This is a genomic window from Flavobacterium sp. (assembly GCF_043722275.1).
Lineage (GTDB): Bacteria > Bacteroidota > Bacteroidia > Flavobacteriales > Flavobacteriaceae > Flavobacterium.
The window spans coordinates 1-18,705 of sequence record NZ_JAYSPC010000014.1 but is presented as its reverse complement, the minus strand read 5'-3'; the positions used below and the strand labels follow the sequence as shown (position 1 = coordinate 18,705).

The window sequence follows — 18,705 nt, the reverse complement described above, 5'->3', positions numbered from 1 at the left end:
TCTCATTCCTTGGAATGAAAATTGGGTTCCGATTGCGAATGATGGATTAAAATCCATCCCTACTATATATTTTGTTCCTACGGAACTTCTTTAAAAAAATTCCAGGGGAATAATTTTTACCATAGAAATAGGAATCGCAAACGATTCGATAACAAACTAAACCTAAAAAACTAATCAAAAAATGAAAAAAATATTAACCATAATAACATCGCTCTGCATTTTCGTTGGCTGTTCTCAGGAAAAAAATGCAGACCTGCCAAAAGAAGCGAAATCCAGTACCATTTTACTGGCAGATCCTACGATATTTTACAACAACGGAACATATTATTTATACGGAACTACAAGTGGAGATATCCCTAATGGTGAAGGTTTTCAGGTATATACTTCATCAGATTTAAAAGACTGGAAAGGACCGGTTGGAGCACAGAATGGTCTGGCTTTGAAAAAAGGTGATTCTTATGGCGATAAAGGTTTTTGGGCGCCGCAGATTCTTTCGTATAAAAACAAATTTTACATGATTTATACGGCCAATGAAAACATTGCAACAGCAGTTAGTGATAGTCCGTTAGGGCCGTTTAAAAGTGAAACCAAAGAACCGATTATTAAAACCGGAAACCAGATTGACCCGTTTGTTTTTATCGACGATAATGGAAAAAAATACTTATATCACGTTAGATTAACGAACGGAAACCGAATTTTTGTTGCCGAAATAAACGACGATCTTCAAAGCATTAAACAGGAAACTTTAACCGAATGTATTTCCGGAACATTGCCTTGGGAAAATACTGAAAACACAAACTGGCCAGTTACAGAAGGGCCGACGGTTTTAAAGCACGACGGTTTGTATTACCTTATTTATTCGGCAAATGATTTTAGAAATATTGATTATGCTGTTGGTTACGCCACTAGCAAAAGCCCATTAGGTCCGTGGGAAAAATCAAAAGATAGTCCGATCATCAGTCGAAAAAATACCAGTCAAAACGGAATTGGTCACGGAGATGTTTTTTGGGATCAAAATCAAAAAATGCATTATGTTTTGCATACGCATTTTAATGAGAGTGCCGTTTCTCCCAGAAAATCTGCTATAATTGATCTTGAATTTGTTGGCGATGAATTAAAAGCAGTCAATAACAGTTTTAGGTTTTGTCGCATCGGCGAATAACTTTCATCTTTTGACTTTAAACCCAATGGATTTAATCAGCATTATATGGGGACGTCTTGTGCTTAAAATGGAAAATTATTGTTGAGAGAATCATAAGACACCGCTCAAACCATTAAAGCATTTGATATTAAAAGTACTGTTTCAGGATTTTAAATTCACTTTATTAAAAAAGCAGATTAATATTATATTGATCTGTTTTTTTTATAAAAATAATTTCCAAACTCAGACTTAAATTAAATTTATCCAAAAATTTGCATTAATAATGAATCATTAAATGCAGGAACATAATGGCAATTTTTTATTTATAAATTTTACCAGATCTTTTATAAATAGATAAAAAATATAAATGTTTAGAACGGGATTTCACTAAGTTATAAAAGGAGATTTAACATACTACTGTTTATATTTTATTAAAAATCATGTTTTAGCTCATTTTGGAGTGTAATTTTGTTAATTTAATTATTTCATATGTTAATTTAATTACTACATTTGAGTAAGTAATACTCTTAATTATGGTTAATGACTGAGGTAATTGCGATAAAGAATTTACCTTTTTAACGTGTTTAATTTGTTATTATTTAAAATTAAGAGAATATGATATATACAAATATTTTGCAGATCGATGATGACTCAGATGACTGTGAATTATTTATGGAGGCATTACAGGCAGTGTCCAGTGCAGTTTACATGGGTATAAATGATCCTGTAGAAGCTCTGAGTAAATTAAATGCTAAGGATATTAACCCGGATATAATTTTTCTTGATCTTAATATGCCAGTCATGTCCGGTATTGAATTATTGGTAGAATTAAAAAAGCAAAAGCAGTTAAAAGATATCCCAGTTGTTATTTTTTCGACTTCACAGCTGGAAGAAATTGAACGGGCTACTAAAGATTTAGGAGCGCACGACTATATTTCAAAGCCTAATAATTTCAATGAACTAAAAGCGATACTTAGAAAATATACTCAGGAATAAATATTTTTATCTAAAATGAAAACTTTATAATTTAATGAATTTGAAATTATCTGCTGCATATTTTTTATTATTTTTATTTGGAAGTAAAAATGTAATACTCTGGCTCTAATTTTTGACAATGAAATTATCTACTCAAATTCTTTTAGCTTTTTCGCTTATAATTTTATTGTCTGTTGCAGACTCTTATACTAATTATATGCTGTCTAAAAAAGTACAGCGCAACTCGCAATTTCTTGCCAGATCAGAAGAGATTATCCGTAATTCTAATAAAACCCACAGAACGATTATTGAAATGCAAAGTGCGTTCCGCGGTTATTTGCTTACGAACGATAGAACCTTTCTGCATTCTTACTTTATAGGAATGAAGATGGTTCCTGTTTTGTTAAAAGAGCAGCAGGAAAGAATTGGAACTCATAACATACAGCGGTCAATTCTGGATTCAATTGTAGTACTTCATAACAATTGGCTCGATTATTCTGAAGAGATAATTGAATCACAAAAGTTGGAGCCTGAAAACTATCAGAATCTTTTCAATAATTCGTTAAAAAAATATGTTGGAAAAAAGATTAACGATGATATTGCAGACAGGTTTTCCAGATTTAATAAAATAGAATATATCCGAAGAAAGCACCATACTGATATGCTGCTTAATTCCTTGAGTTATGCGCGCAATTTTTCGCTTTTATTCCTTTCCATGACCGTTACTGTAGGTATCCTCAGCATTGTATTTATAATGTATATAACAAACAAGCGAATAAATTCGATGATTCGTCTTGCTGAAAATATCTCAAAAGGAAATTTTACAATCGTTCAAGACATTCGAAAAGATGAATTGAGTCCGTTAACAACTTCATTAAATACCATGTCAGCAAAACTGGCTAAAAATATTCATGAACTCAAAAGCCGAAATGCGGAGTTAAATAAGTTCGCTTATGTAGTTTCACATGATCTTAAAGCTCCTATACGCGGAATTCATAATGTGGTAAGCTGGATCGAAGAAGATTATGATAAAGAATTATCTCCCGAACTAAAAAGGTATTTAAATATAATTCCGCAGAAAACAAGACGAATGGAAGCCCTGATTAATGGTTTACTCGATTATGCGAGATTAAACATAAAAGCTCCTTCAGAAAAAATCAATACTAATACACTCGTTCGTGAAATCACAGATTCAATAGTAACCAGAAATATAAGTTTAGAAATTGATGATTTACCTTATTTATATACGGAGAGAATTAAATTAGAACAGGTTTTTGCTAATTTAATCAGTAATGCAGTTAAATATACCCCGCAGGAAGGCGGAAAAATTAAAATAAGCTGCAGGATATTTACTGATTTTTATGAGTTTTCTGTTAAAGATAACGGGATTGGAATTGCTTCTGAATACCATCAGAAAATATTTGAAATATTTCAGACACTGCGGGAACAAAATGAGCCGCAGAGTACCGGAGTAGGGCTTGCTATTGTAAAAAAAATTATCGACGATCAACAGGAAAGTATTTCTGTTAAATCAGCATTGGGAAAAGGTGCCCAGTTTATTTTCACCTGGAGAAATAATTAAAACTTATGAAAAGACCAACCATTTTATTAATCGAAGATGATGAACTTGATATTATAAGTGTTGAGCGATCTTTAAAAAAATTAGAAAGTGACTATGTGCTTCACGCTGCATATAACGGTATTGAAGCACTAAAAATGCTGAAAGACCCAATTTTAAAACTGGTTCCGGATGTAGTTCTTCTGGATATTAATATGCCAAAAATGAATGGAATAGAATTTTTGAAAGTTATAAGGGAAGATGAAATTTTCAAAGATTTAAAAGTTTTTATCATGACCACTTCTTCTGAAGCAGAGGACAGGCTGGAAGCAGAAAAATTAGGAATATCAGGTTATATTATTAAGCCCTTAAACTATACTGAAAATACAAAAAGATCAGATTCAATGGATGCTTTTGTGCACTTTCATCTCAGGAAAATATTACTTGGCGAAAACATTTAAAAGAGCAGATCAGAATTTTAATCATTCTATAAGAATTGATAATATGAAAAAAACAGCAGCAAATAAAAATGAAAATACAGAAGTGATTCTTGAACTTCCAATTGTTTCAGGTGAAAAAATATCAAAGCATAAAAGAGAACATTCAGACGAATCTATTTTGACAGATGCTGAGTTTTTAAAGATTTTACTTAAGGTAAAAAACGGGAATTTTACCCAGCGTTTTCCAACAGATCAAAGTGGCGTTAAAAGATCGATCTGCGATACGTTAAACGAAATTATTGACCTGAACGAAAGAATGGTTTTTGAATTTCAGAAAGTAGGGAAAAGCATTGGTAAACAAGGAAAACTGACCAACAGGGTAGCCCTTGATGGTGCAAGAGGTTCCTGGAGTTCCTGCGTAGATTCGGTAAACACCTTAATTTCTGATCTTGTGCATCCTACAATTGAAATTGCACACGTAATTACATCCGTAGCAAAAGGGAATTTATCTCAGGAAATGCCACTTTCTATTGAAGGAAATCCGCTTCAGGGAGAATTCCTCAGGATTGCAAAAGAGGTAAACGGAATGGTAAAACAGCTGAATTTGTTTTCGATGGAAGTTACCCGTGTGGCGCGTGAGGTAGGAACAGAAGGAAAACTGGGAGGTCAGGCAAAAGTGCGAGGCGTTGGTGGAGTTTGGAAAGATTTAACCGACTCGGTAAATAAAATGGCTTCGAACTTAACAGGTCAGGTACGTAATATTGCCGATGTAACAACAGCGGTTGCAAAAGGAGATTTATCTAAAAAAATTACCGTTGACGTAAAAGGAGAAATCCTCGAACTTAAAAATACCATTAATACAATGGTGGATCAGCTGAATTCGTTTTCATCTGAAGTTACGCGTGTGGCGCGTGAGGTTGGTACTGAAGGAAAACTGGGAGGTCAGGCGCAGGTAAAAGGAGTTGGAGGAACCTGGAAAGATCTAACAGACTCGGTGAACCAGATGGCATCGAACTTAACCGGACAAGTAAGAAATATTGCCGATGTAACAACGGCGGTAGCAAAAGGAGATCTTTCGAAAAAAATTACCGTTGACGTAAAAGGAGAAATATTAGAACTTAAAAATACCATTAATACGATGGTGGATCAGCTGAATTCTTTTTCATCAGAAGTTACGCGTGTGGCTGTAGAAGTAGGTTCTGAAGGAAAACTTGGAGGTCAGGCAAAAGTACGAGGCGTTGGTGGAGTTTGGAAAGATTTAACTGACTCGGTAAACCAAATGGCATCAAACTTAACAGGTCAGGTGCGTAATATTGCCGAGGTAACAACGGCGGTGGCAAAAGGAGATTTGTCTAAAAAAATTACAGTAAACGTTGCAGGAGAAATCCTTGAACTTAAAAATACGATCAACACGATGGTGGATCAGCTGAACTCTTTTGGTGCCGAGGTAACTCGTGTGGCGCGTGAAGTAGGTTCAGAAGGAAAACTGGGAGGTCAGGCAAAAGTAAAAGGAGTTGGGGGAACCTGGAAAGATTTAACGGATTCGGTGAACCAAATGGCATCAAACTTAACGGGTCAGGTACGTAATATTGCCGAAGTTACAACCGCCGTGGCAAACGGCGATTTATCTAAAAAGATTACCGCTGTTGCCGAAGGAGAAATTCTTGAATTAAAGAAAACCATTAATACGATGGTGGATCAGCTAAATTCCTTTTCATCAGAAGTTACGCGTGTGGCACTTGAAGTTGGTACAGAAGGAAAACTGGGAGGTCAGGCAAAAGTAAAAGGAGTAGGAGGAACCTGGAAAGATTTAACCGATTCGGTAAACCAAATGGCATCAAATTTAACCGGTCAGGTTCGTAATATTGCCGAAGTAACAACAGCCGTAGCAAAAGGCGATTTATCGCGCCAGATTACCGTTGATACAAAAGGGGAAATTCTGGAATTGAAAAATACCATTAATACGATGGTGGGTCAGCTGAATTCATTTGCATCCGAGGTAACTCGTGTGGCGCGTGAGGTTGGTACCGAAGGAAAATTGGGAGGTCAGGCGCAAGTTGAAGGAGTTGGAGGAACCTGGAAAGATTTAACTGACTCGGTAAACCAAATGGCATCGAATTTAACGGGGCAGGTTCGTAATATTGCCGAAGTTACAACGGCGGTAGCAAAAGGCGATTTATCGCTCCAGATTACCGTTGACGTAAAAGGAGAAATCTTAGAGTTAAAAAATACGATTAATACGATGGTGGATCAGCTGCGAGGATTTGCATCTGAAGTAACCAGGGTATCGAGAGAAGTAGGAACCGAAGGAAAACTTGGAGGTCAGGCGAATGTGCCTGGAGTTGCGGGAACGTGGAAAGATTTAACCGATTCGGTGAACCAAATGGCGGGGAACTTAACCGCTCAGGTACGTAATATTGCCGATGTGGCGATTGCCGTAGCAAATGGCGATATGTCCCGAAAAATTACGGTTGACGTTCGCGGAGAAATTCTTCAGTTAAAAGAAACTTTGAATACGATGGTGGATCAGCTTCGTGAATTTGCATCAGAGGTAACTCGTGTGGCGCGTGAAGTAGGTACAGAGGGAAAACTGGGAGGTCAGGCGAATGTTCCCGGAGTTGCAGGAACGTGGAAAGATTTAACAGATTCTGTGAATCAGATGGCGGGTAACTTAACGACTCAGGTACGTAATATTGCCGAGGTAACAATTGCCGTGGCGAACGGAGATATGTCGAAAAAAATTACTGCCGACGTTCGTGGAGAAATATTGCAGTTAAAAGAAACTGTAAATACGATGGTGGATCAGCTTCGAAGTTTTGCTTCGGAAGTAACAAGGGTGTCACGAGAAGTAGGAACTGAAGGTAAACTGGGCGGACAAGCATTTGTTCCCGGAGTTGCCGGAACGTGGAAAGATTTAACGGATTCTGTAAACCAAATGGCATCAAACTTAACGGGTCAGGTACGTAATATTGCCGATGTTACTAAAGCGGTGGCAAATGGTGACCTTTCTAAACAAATTACCGTAGACGTAAAAGGAGAGATTTTAGACTTGAAAAATACCTTTAATACGATGGTGGAACAACTGAACTCGTTTTCATCAGAAGTAACCCGTGTGGCGCGTGAAGTTGGTACGGAAGGAAAATTGGGAGGACAATCTGAAGTAAAAGGAGTTGCGGGAACTTGGAAAGATTTAACAGATTCGGTGAATTTAATGGCTTCGAATTTAACGTCTCAGGTACGTGGAATTGCGAAAGTTGTAACATCTGTAGCAAAAGGAAACCTGAAACAAAAATTATCAATTGATGCCAAAGGAGAAGTGGCACAATTGACAGATACGATCAACGAAATGATTGATACGCTGGCAACTTTCTCAGATCAGGTAACAACTGTGGCGCGTGAGGTTGGGGCAGAAGGTAAATTGGGAGGTCAGGCAAATGTACCGGGAGCATCAGGAACCTGGAAAAACTTAACAGAAAACGTAAATCAGCTGGCGGCGAATTTAACAACACAGGTACGTGCGATTTCTGAGGTAGCATCGGCGGTAACGCAGGGAGATTTAACACGAACAATTGGTGTTGAAGCAAAAGGTGAAGTAGAAGCGCTTAAAGATACTATTAACCAAATGATTTCGAACCTTAAAGCAACAACTTTAAGGAATCAGGAACAAGACTGGCTGAAATCGAATTTAGCTAAATTTACCCAAATGCTTCAGGGACAAAAAGAATTGAATTCGGTTACCAAAAAAATCCTTTCGGAGTTGGCGACGGTTGTAACCGCACAACACGGATTATTTTATATTTTGCAGGAAGATGAAAATTTTGATGATTCAAAACTGAATCTGATTGCATCATACGCTTATATCAAAAGAAAAGATTCACCTACGCAATATGCGATGGGAGAAGGATTGATTGGTCAGGTTGCGGTCGAAAAAGAAAGAATTATATTGAGTAATGTTCCTAAAGATTATATCAGAATTAATTCAGGACTTGGAGATGCAAAACCAAAAGACGTTATCATTTTGCCGGTATTGTTTGAAGGACAATTAAAAGCGGTTATCGAACTCGCATCGCTGGATACTTTTAGCGAAACGCACTTGGATTTCCTTGAAGGACTAACAGAAAGTATTGGTATTGTGCTAAACACAATCGAATCGAATTCAAGAACCGAAGAATTATTGGTACAATCACAATCATTGGCAGGTGAGCTTAAAAGTCAGCAGGAAGTATTGAAAAATACGAATGAAGAACTGGAAGAAAAAGCCTTTTTATTAGCGAATCAGAAAGAAGAAGTAGAGCTTAAAAACCAAGAAGTTGAAGTCGCCAGAAAAGCATTGGAAGAAAAAGCCGATCAGCTGACTTTAACCTCTAAATATAAATCGGAGTTTTTGGCGAATATGTCGCATGAGTTAAGAACGCCGCTTAATAGTCTGCAGATTTTGGCGAATGAATTAATTGCGAATCGTGACGGGAATTTATCCGAAAAACAAATTCAGTTTGCCAAAACGATCAACTCTTGCGGAGATGACCTTATTCAGCTAATTAACGACATTCTGGATTTATCAAAAATCGAATCCGGATATATTTCTGTGGATTATAATCCGATTACTTTTGAGGAAATCAGCCGATTTGTGGCATCTACTTTTAATCCGATTTCAGAGGCAAAACATCTTCGTTTCACCATAACGATGGATAATAATCTTCCTGAACTGATGGAAACCGATTCACAACGATTGAATCAAATTTTGAAAAACCTTCTTTCAAACTCCTTTAAGTTTACGGAAAAAGGAGAAGTAAAACTTAAAATATACAAAGCCACTAACAATTGGAAAACTAACAACCTGAGTCTTGAAAATGCAGAAGCTGTTGTAGCTTTTGAAATCTCTGATACCGGAATTGGTATTTCCAAAGAAAAGCAAAACATCATATTTGAAGCTTTTCAACAGGCAGAAGGTTCAACATCGCGTAAATATGGCGGAACTGGTTTAGGTTTGTCTATTAGCCGTGGACTTTCTGATTTATTAGGCGGAAGCATCGAACTGGAAAGTGAAAACAATGTGGGAAGTAAATTCACTTTATTTTTACCTCTTAAATATGTTCACATTGCAGAAATCGAAAATATTGATGTAACTGAAGAAGCAGATGTAAAAGGGCGCATTAAGTCATTACCGTCTGAAAGATTCAACAGATCTGATATTGATTTGTTTTTTGTGGATGAAGTTGGCGATGACAGAACCGATATTAAACCAAATGATAAGGTTTTACTGATTGCAGAAGACAATTTGACTTTTGCCAAAATAATGTTAGACCAGGCACATAATAATGGTATTAAAGCAATCGTTACTACAAAAGGAAACGATGTAATTGATTTTATTAATCAGTTTCATCCGCACGCGATAACGATGGATCTTAATATGCCGGATACCAGCGGCTGGAAAATTCTGGACAGACTGAAAACAGATTTCAATTTAAGACATATTCCGGTTTATATTATTTCCGGTGAAGATGAACGAAATAAAGGATTAAAACGCGGCGCAAGAAACTTTTTACTAAAACCGGTGAAAAATGATTCATTGACTTATCTTTTTAATGATATCCATGATTTTAAAAACAAGAAAATCAAAAATTTACTGGTAGTAGATGACAATGAATCAGATTTAAAAAGAATATTAGAAGCTGTTACCGGTGATGACATTGTTGTTTCGGCAGCAAAAACAGCCAAAGAAGCAGTAGCTTTATTAAAGGAAAAATCATTTGATTGTATTATTTTAGATTTGGTTTTACCGGATGCTGACGGAATGGATCTTATAAGTGATCTGGAAAACAATATTGCAGGACAGGAAACCGCTATTATTGTGCATTCGGCGGGAGATCTCAATAAACAGCAAAAAGCCAGATTAAACAGGTTTGCTCATAGCATTATTGTAAAAAGTATTGATTCAATAGAAGAACTGGTAGATCAAACGGCTTTATTTATGCACCGTGTTCATAAAGAACTTCCGGAAATAATGCGAGAACGTATTGAATCTTTCTATTTAAAAGAAGATGTATTACAAGGTAAAAAGGTACTTTTAGTAGATGATGATGTTCGAAATTTATTTGCCTTAACTACTGCTTTAGAACGTTACGGACTTGACGTTGTCAGTGCCGAAAGCGGTCAGGAAGCGATTGATATACTGCACGAAGATAAAGCAATAGATATTGTTTTAATGGATATCATGATGCCTGAAATGGATGGTTATGAAACGATGAAACATATCAGGAAAGATCCTGAGCACAAGGATCTTACTATTATTGCCGTAACGGCAAAAGCCATGAAAGGAGACAGACAAAGATGTATTGAATCCGGAGCTTCAGATTATATGACAAAGCCTGTAAATGTTGAACAGTTATCCACGCTAATGCGTGTTTGGCTTAAATAATTAAATATTCCATGAAAAGTATAAATGCAGATACTCCAATCAAAATACTGATTGTGGACGATAAGAAAGAAAATCTGCTTTCTTTACAGGTGATCCTGGCGGAAAGAGGGTATGAATTTGTGGAGGCATCTTCCGGAAAAGATGCCTTGCGAATCCTCCTGAAAAATCAGGATTTTGCAATCATATTAATGGATGTCCAAATGCCTTTAATGGATGGTTTTGAAACCGCTGAACTTATTCGCCAAAGCGAAAAGCTAAAACACGTCCCAATTATATTTCTTACGGCAAACATGAATACCACTGAGTATATTTTTAAGGGATATCAGTCTGGCGCTGTTGACTATATGATTAAGCCTTTGTCACCTGCGATATTACAGGCAAAAGTGATGGTTTTTACTGATTTGTTTAAAAAGAACCAGGAATTACGTATCAGGGAAGAAGAAACAGCGCGATTAAATTATATAATTTTAAAGGCAAATAGCAAACTTGAAACTCAATATGCTGCAATAGAAAAGCATGCACAGGAGCTTAAAAGAAAGAACATGGAACTGGATGCTTTTACCTATATTTCAAGTCATGATTTACAGGAACCTTTACGAAAAATACAAACTTTTGCAAATGTTATATTGTCTAATGAATATCCAAATTTATCAGAAGATGGGAAATTAAAATTTGACAGGATTTTATATTCTACAACGCGCATGAGAGAACTTATTAACAGTTTGCTTACATTTTCACGAACTAATATTGCAGACCGTAAGTTTGAAAATACAGATCTAAATGTAATTATTGCCAACGTTAAGGAAGCTTTAATCGAAAATATTCAGCAAAAAAATGTCACTATAGATACAGAAATTCATGGCGCATTAAATATTATCCCTTTTCAATTTGTTCAGTTAATGGAAAATTTACTTACCAATTCTATTAAATTTTCAAAAAAAGACACGCCTTTGGAAATAAAAATTAAAAGTCTAATTGATGACGGAGCAACATTACGAAATGAAAAATTGGCTCCTTTGCAAAAATACTGCTATTTAACCTTTGAAGATAACGGAATAGGATTTGACCCTCAGCATAGTGAGAAAATATTTGGGGTTTTTCAAAGACTCCACGGACGTGATCTTTATGAAGGTACAGGAATTGGGCTTGCAATTGTAAAGAGAATCGTTGAAAATCACAATGGGTTTATTACAGCATCAAGTATCCCTATGCAGGGCGTAAAATTCGATATCTATATTCCGGTTCATAATTAATAGTTTATTTTTAAGTGAAGTCAGTTCAAGTGAGACGCAGTGATTTAAGAAATTTACTGTATGAATAATTTTACAAATCGGTAGCTCTTAGAATTTCAATGTATTATTTTTAAATAATCCGTTCAAGAAATTCTTTGGAGATTGGTTTTACATGAAAGGAAACAACATTTGTATTATTGTTTGATCTCGCAATGTCTTCGCTGTCAATTGTTGAGGAAATAATATAAACTTTACAATAATTTTTTAAAGAATCTGATAACTTGTCAAATTCCTCCAGAAATTCAAATCCCGACATTAAAGGCATATAAATGTCAACAAATATTATCTGAGGTAATTCAGAAATATCATGCTGATTATCCTCGAGATATTTCAAAGCTTCTTGTGCCGCGGTATATTGTAACACACTTTTACCAAAATTATTTTTAGTGATCATACGTGATGTAATATAAATATCTATAATGTTATCATCAATGATCATTACCTTATCAAATTTAGGTGTTTGCTCTGTTATCATGGCTTTAAATTTTTAAGTGTGATAATAAATGTTGTTCCGGTCCCTTTTCCTGACTCAATTTCTATAGAACCTTGCAATATTTCTATAGCATCCTTTACAATGTATAAACCAATGCCGGACCCGTCTTTTTTTCCTGAAAGCCGAAAGAACATCTCATATATTTTTTTATGATATGAAGGATCTATTCCAATACCGTTGTCGGCTATTGTAAAATGGAGTTTTTCGTGATCTGAATATCCAATTATTTTTATATATCTGCCAGATTCATCTTTGTTATGGTACTTTATTGCATTTGAAATTAGATTTTCCACAATGGTATTAAAGCGGAGACTATCTGTATAAAACGGCTGCTGTTCTTTGATTTCAATTTCATATCGAATTCCCTTTGCCTCGCTCATGCTTTGAAGCGAATCTATTATATCAAATACTGTTTCGTTAATCGAAATTTTTTCCACTTCAAGTCCGGTACGTTTGTTTCGCGAGTAGCTTAGAATATTTTTAATAAAATCATCTAAACGATTGACGCTGCTACGGATCATTTCAGCATGTTTAAGAGTATCCTTATCCTGACTTTCGGTTTCAATAAAAGAAAGCAGACCAAGAATGGAGGTTAGGGGCGACCGTAAATCGTGTGATACACTATATACAAATCGGTCGAGTTCTGAATTAGTTTTGATAAGCTGGCTATTTCTTTTTTCCAGATTTGCTTCCGCTTTTGTACGATCAGTGATGTCGTTTGAAAGAATTAATCTCGCCGGAAATCCTTCATACATAATATCATGCGCAATAATTTCTACCGGAACAATAGTTCCATCTTTTTTTAGATGATTCCATTTTCCTCTATTGTAATTTGTTTTGTTAATTTTTGAAGTATTGCTTGATTGTATGAAATTATTTTTATCATTCTCTGGACGTATGTCCAAAGCAGTCATAGAAAGGAATTCCTCGCGACTGTATCCATATTGCAGAATTGACATTTTATTTACGTCGAGAAATTTAAAAGTTACTAAATCGATAACCCACATTGACATTGGATTATTATCAAATAGATACCTATATTTTTTTTCACTTTTCTTAAGCTCTTTTTGTGCCAGTTTCATTTCGGTAATATCAGCAAGTACAATAACTGCTCCTGTAATCTGCCCTTCGGCATCAAGAAAAGGAACAGGATATGGCAGGACATTGCGTTTATCTCCATTGGGGCGTTCAATAATTATTTCCTTGCTAATGATTGGCTCGCCTTTTTTTAGTGTCGTGGCCAGCGAGCATAAATTAGGAGGCGAAGCGTTATTTTTGTGTATATTCCACGAATCGTACCATAAATCTTTTCCTATTTCCGGTTCTCTTCCCCATAAAGCAACTGCCGCCTTATTATATATTATTATTCGTCCTTCAACATCGCAGGAATAGGTTGCAACAGGTAATTTGTGAATTAAATCTCTATACATTTTTTCACTTTCTTCAACTTTTTGTCGGGATAAAACCTGTTCTGTTACGTCATTGCCAAAAAAAAGAATACCATCAATATTGTTGTCCGCATCTCTATTCGCCTGATAAATAAAATTTAAATAAGCATCTACTAGTTTTCCGTTTCCGTAACGGTCAAATTTTAGCAGCATTTCATTAGCCGAAAAAGTTTCACCCGTTTTATAAACAGTATCTAAAATTTCAAAAATTCCTTGCGCTCCAAGTTCGGGTAATACTTCCTTCACTGTTTTCCCGATAATATCCTTTCTATCAATTAATTGCAAATAAAGTTCATTTGCCAGTTCATACACATGGTTGGGACCTTTTAGAATTCCCATGCATGAAGGTGCTTGAGAATATAAATTATAGAACCGTTGTCTTTCCATTTCAAACGCTTTTTCTATATTTTTTTTCTCCGTAGTATCTTTGCCTATACTATAAATCAATTTATGCTCATCATCCCATAAAGCCGACCAAAGTAAATAAACGATGCTTCCGTTTTTATGTATAAACCTTTTCTCAGACCTGACTAACTGCGTCTCATTTTTAATATTGAAATCTGCCTTTATTGTTGTGTATTCATTATCATGAAATACGAAATCCATATATTTTTTGCCAATTAATTCCTCTGGCTGATAGCCTAATATTCTTTCTGAGGCCTTATTTACAGATACAAACCTTCCTTTTTCATCACAAGAACAAATTAAGTCCATTGAAAAATCCAAGATTTGGACAAGATTATGCGATGGTTCATGAAATAAACTAATAGGATCAATTTTTTCTTGTTTTTCTTCCGTTTCAATTAATTGGGAATCTTCAAATTTGCCATTACTGAATTTTGGTTCAGTTGTGCCAGCTTTCGCAGGATCTTTTCGTATTTCCTTAATTTTAGTTGATAAAGTACTAAGATTTTCTTTTAATACTACATCGCTTACGCCCATTTTTATGAGCTTTATGGCTTGTTCTACATCAATGCTTTTAACAATAAAAACAAAAGGTGTTTGAGGCATCACTTTTTGGCACAAATTAAAAAGTGCCATCCCGTCAAAGGAAGGAAAAGTATAATTTGAAAGAATAATGTCAGGTTTAAAATGATGAAGCGACACTTTATAGTCCTCTTCCGAGTGCGCAATTTCAACAATACAATTAATATTACCGATTTTCAACTCTTGCTGAATCGAATTAATTGCTGCAGGATCTTGCTCAACTATTAATATTTTTGTTTCCATAAACTTTATACGGTCTGTATTAGTAGGAATAATTTAAAATGAAGTAGGTTCTGAATGTCTTTATTTGACTTTTTTGGCAAATAGATATCCTAAAAACTATTGGGTATGATTAATATTTATTTTAGAATGTGACACTTTAAAGAAATATTTTCATCCAAAATAGTAGTTTTTTCACCGAGTATTTTAAAGCATCTTACTTTCAAATATATAATTTTTTCTCGTAAATTCTTTTATACGATTTACAATAATATTTATACATTTCATACATAAAACAGTAGATAAAAATGGGAATTTTATAAATGAAAAAACCCGTCAGATACAGATGTATAAGACGGGCGTCCATAATAAACATAATCTTCCATTTTATGTCTACTAGCAAACTCTTTCGGAACTCAATGAAATTTCAGTCTACCAATGATCAGTTTTAAGATATGAAATATACATTCCGTTTTTATGGATATAATCGAATGTAAGTATTTGATTTCTCCATTCTCAAAGATGGATTAATGCAGAAAAGCATTTTTACATATTCACAGCCAAATGTTATAAAATTAACATGTGTTTTAGATTTTAAAAATAGCACTTAAAATAAAAAATATTAAATAATTCAACTTTTTTATTTATATATGTAACAAACTACGTAAATTTAAACATAATTTATATGCTATGGAAAATAAGATAACAATTAAGGATTTAAACAATTTACATTCAAAAGCCATTCTGGATCTTATTTTACCAATCCAGCAAATTGAATTTAATGTTCCCGTTACTCTCAAAGACCAACCGGATCTATTAGATGTTGAGCGTTACTATATAAATAATGGCGGCGGATTTTGGGGTGCTTTTTTAAATGAGAATTTAGTAGGCACAATTGCTTTAATCAATGTAGGTCACAGAGCAGGAGCCATTAGAAAAATGTTTGTTAAGAAAGAATTTAGAGGTAATGAACTTTGTATTTCCCAGCAACTTTTTGCCACGCTAAGAAAATATTGCATCAAAAATGAAATTGATGACCTTTATTTAGGTACTGTTGATATGTTAAAAGCCGCACATCGGTTTTATGAAAAAAATGGGTTTGAGCGACTTACAAAAGAGCAATTGCCAGATTATTTTCCAAATATGACTGGAGAAAATGTATATTATCACTTACAAATAAAGAAGCATGAATATAATTGATGAAGCTGGAATTTTGGCAATTGCTACCAGATTACAGCGACTTAGCGATAACATCAGAAAAGATGGGATGGCAATTTATAAGAGTTTTGCAATTGACTTTGAGCCTAAATGGTTTCCGGTCATATACACTCTTTACAAAAGAAAATCGATGAATGTTGTTGAACTGGCAAACGAAATAGGATACTCGCACCCGTCAACGATTATTTTATTGAAAGAATTGGAGAAAAATAAGTTGATAAAGTCAAAAAAAGATAAGGCAGATGAACGAAAAAGAATATTGACACTTTCAACTAAAGGAAATGATCTGGTAGAAAAACTTCAACCCATTTGGCAGCTCTTTATAAAAGCTATGAGTGAGGCAATAAATACTGAAAACAATTTGATGAAAGCAATTGCGGAAGTGGAAACTGAACTGGAAAAAGAAAGTTTTATTCAGCGGGTTACAAGACTGCAAGCACAAAAATAACGTAACATGAAAGTCTGTACAGTTTAAATAATAAATAAAAAGAACTATAATACAGCCTGAATATTCATTTTAAAAAAGTTAAATATGAAAACAATTGGATTAATTGGAGGACTATCCTGGGAGAGTTCTGCGATATATTACAAAATATTAAATCAAAGAGCAAATGCGATTCTGGGTGGCGTTCACTCCTGTAAAAGCCTAATGATATCTGTAGATTTTGGCGAAATTGCAAAATTACAACATGAAGAAAATTGGGATAAGCTGGCTGAAATAATGATTGATTCAGCACAAAAATTAGAAAAAGGTGGTGCAGATTTCATAGTTTTATGCACAAATACAATGCATAAACTGTCGGAAATCATAGAAAACAGTATTAATATCCCATTTTTACATATTGCCGATGCAACGGCTGAAGTGATTAAAGAAACTGAAATCAGAAAAGTTGGACTTTTGGGTACAAAGTTTACAATGGAGCAGGGATTCATTAGTGACAGACTTATAAATAAACATGGAATTCAAACCATAATTCCTAATGAGAAGCAAAGAAATGATATTCATAACATAATTTATAATGAATTAGTTAAAGGTATAATCAATGACGATTCAAGAAAAATTTACTTTGAAATCATGGAGGATTTAAAACAACGAGGTGCAGAAGGAATAATTTTAGGCTGTACAGAAATTATGCTGCTTGTCAATAAAAACAATACAAATGATGTTATTTTCGATACCACTGAAATCCATGCTTTAAAAGCAATTCAATATGCAAATGTTTAAAATTGAAAACCTGCATGAATAAGAGGAGAAAATGTAAATTCAGATATGCGTTTTAGATTCCAACTAAAATGAAAATAGCATCTGCTAACAGTTGCTACAACGGATTTGGGCAAATGGTTTAATGGAAAGTTGGGTTCGTATTTGGAATGATTTGGAAATCTGAAAAACGAGATTAATTTAGTTTTCAATCCACGGTAGTCCCAAAACGTTATGTTGGTTTACTACATTAACAATAAATAAATGTCTATATTCTGACTTTTATATTAGTGCTGCTAACAAAAGCTTTAGAATTAAAAACTGAATTCGTATATTGTTCTGCTAAAATTAACTATGCTGGCATATACATTTTAATATATTTACTTTTTAAACGTTTTTAAGTTCATTTTAATAGAAATCATCTAGTTATGAAAAATTCATTAATGCTCTTTATTGCATTCTTAGCTTTTACAGCTTGTTCAAAACATCAAGAAAAAAAAGATATTGCTATCACTGGAATAGATTCTACATTGCGACCTGGGAACGATTTTTTTAAATATGTAAATGGCAAATGGTATGATTCTGTAGCAATACCTGCATCTCAAGCCGGAGTTGGTACCTATATGTTTATGAATTACCCGCAACGAATACGCCTGCAGGGAATTTTGGACAGTATTTCGCAAAGCAAAAATCCAAAAGGAAGTATAGCCCAAAAGGTAGGTGACTTTTATGCATCAGGCATGGACACTATAACCATTGACAAACGCGGTTATACGCCTATAAAACCTTTACTTGCAAAAATTGAAGCAATTAGCGATTTAGCGTCCTTAATGAACTTTGTAGTTAATGAAGTAAAAGTGAACAATCCTTCCATTATAGGTTTTGGAGTGTCACCCGATCAAAAAAACAGCAGTATGAATATTGCCCAAATCTATCAAACGGGTATTGGTTTGCCTGACAGGGACTATTATTTCAAATCAGATTCATCAACTGTTGCCATACAGAAATCGTACAAAAAATACCTTGCTACATTATTTCAACAAACAGGAAGCAATGCCAAAGAGGCTAAAAAGAATGCTGATTTGGTTTATGATATTGACAAACAACTCGCCGTTTCGCATAAAACAAAAGTTGAACTTCGCGATGTGCAGGCAAATTATAATAAAATGGCTGTGACAGATCTTGTAAAAAGACATCCCAACATAAACTGGACTACTTTTTTAAATACTTTAGGTGCTCAAACCGATTCTGTTGATGTAGGCCAGCCTGCCTATTATGATGCCCTCAATAAGCTCTTAAAAACCATTCCCATAAG

11 protein-coding genes and 1 pseudogene are annotated in these 18,705 nt (G+C 34.6%); 10 read left to right on the top strand and 2 right to left on the bottom strand.

Annotation, left to right across the window (positions count from 1 at the left end; all coding sequences use genetic code 11):
* The first annotated feature begins 181 nt into the window (after positions 1–181).
* The 6 genes from ACHZDT_RS02305 (at position 182) to ACHZDT_RS02280 (ending at position 11,785) form a co-directional block, all read left to right on the top strand.
* Positions 182–1,162: a glycoside hydrolase family 43 protein gene (locus ACHZDT_RS02305; protein ID WP_394773048.1), complete on the top strand. Its 981-nt coding sequence runs from the start codon at positions 182–184 to the stop codon at positions 1,160–1,162.
* Positions 1,163–1,756: 594 nt separating this feature from the next.
* On the top strand, positions 1,757–2,137 hold the full coding sequence (locus ACHZDT_RS02300; protein ID WP_394773047.1) for a response regulator: 381 nt from the start codon (positions 1,757–1,759) through the stop codon (positions 2,135–2,137).
* Positions 2,138–2,255: 118 nt separating this feature from the next.
* On the top strand, positions 2,256–3,698 hold the full coding sequence (locus tag ACHZDT_RS02295) for an ATP-binding protein (protein WP_394773046.1): 1,443 nt from the start codon (positions 2,256–2,258) through the stop codon (positions 3,696–3,698).
* 5 nt (positions 3,699–3,703) lie between these two features.
* Positions 3,704–4,135, top strand: a complete 432-nt coding sequence (locus tag ACHZDT_RS02290; RefSeq protein WP_394773045.1) for a response regulator — start codon at positions 3,704–3,706, stop codon at positions 4,133–4,135.
* A 43-nt stretch (positions 4,136–4,178) separates the two neighbouring features.
* Positions 4,179–10,532 (top strand): HAMP domain-containing protein, encoded by a 6,354-nt coding sequence (locus tag ACHZDT_RS02285; RefSeq protein WP_394773044.1) that lies wholly within the window; start codon positions 4,179–4,181, stop codon positions 10,530–10,532.
* Positions 10,533–10,543: 11 nt separating this feature from the next.
* Positions 10,544–11,785 (top strand): response regulator, encoded by a 1,242-nt coding sequence (locus ACHZDT_RS02280; protein WP_394773043.1) that lies wholly within the window; start codon positions 10,544–10,546, stop codon positions 11,783–11,785.
* A 109-nt stretch (positions 11,786–11,894) separates the two neighbouring features.
* Here the strand turns inward: ACHZDT_RS02280 and ACHZDT_RS02275 are convergent, their stop codons facing one another.
* Positions 11,895–12,299, bottom strand: coding sequence for a response regulator (locus tag ACHZDT_RS02275; RefSeq protein ID WP_394773042.1), 405 nt, complete (start codon positions 12,297–12,299; stop codon positions 11,895–11,897).
* Positions 12,296–14,995: a PAS domain S-box protein gene (locus tag ACHZDT_RS02270; protein ID WP_394773041.1), complete on the bottom strand. Its 2,700-nt coding sequence runs from the start codon at positions 14,993–14,995 to the stop codon at positions 12,296–12,298. The genes ACHZDT_RS02275 and ACHZDT_RS02270 overlap by 4 nt, the downstream gene beginning before the upstream one ends.
* Before the next feature lie 666 nt (positions 14,996–15,661).
* Between ACHZDT_RS02270 and ACHZDT_RS02265 the strand changes: the two genes are divergently transcribed.
* From ACHZDT_RS02265 to ACHZDT_RS02250, 4 genes and pseudogenes are all read left to right on the top strand, one after another.
* A complete protein-coding gene (locus tag ACHZDT_RS02265; RefSeq protein WP_394773040.1) occupies positions 15,662–16,171 on the top strand; it encodes a GNAT family N-acetyltransferase in 510 nt (169 codons plus the stop codon).
* A complete protein-coding gene (locus ACHZDT_RS02260; RefSeq protein WP_394773039.1) occupies positions 16,158–16,637 on the top strand; it encodes a MarR family winged helix-turn-helix transcriptional regulator in 480 nt (159 codons plus the stop codon). The genes ACHZDT_RS02265 and ACHZDT_RS02260 overlap by 14 nt, the downstream gene beginning before the upstream one ends.
* An 84-nt stretch (positions 16,638–16,721) precedes the next feature.
* Positions 16,722–17,414 (top strand): aspartate/glutamate racemase family protein, encoded by a 693-nt coding sequence (locus ACHZDT_RS02255; RefSeq protein WP_394773038.1) that lies wholly within the window; start codon positions 16,722–16,724, stop codon positions 17,412–17,414.
* A 404-nt stretch (positions 17,415–17,818) separates the two neighbouring features.
* A pseudogene (locus tag ACHZDT_RS02250) lies at positions 17,819–18,705 on the top strand (M13 family peptidase); the annotation flags it as partial.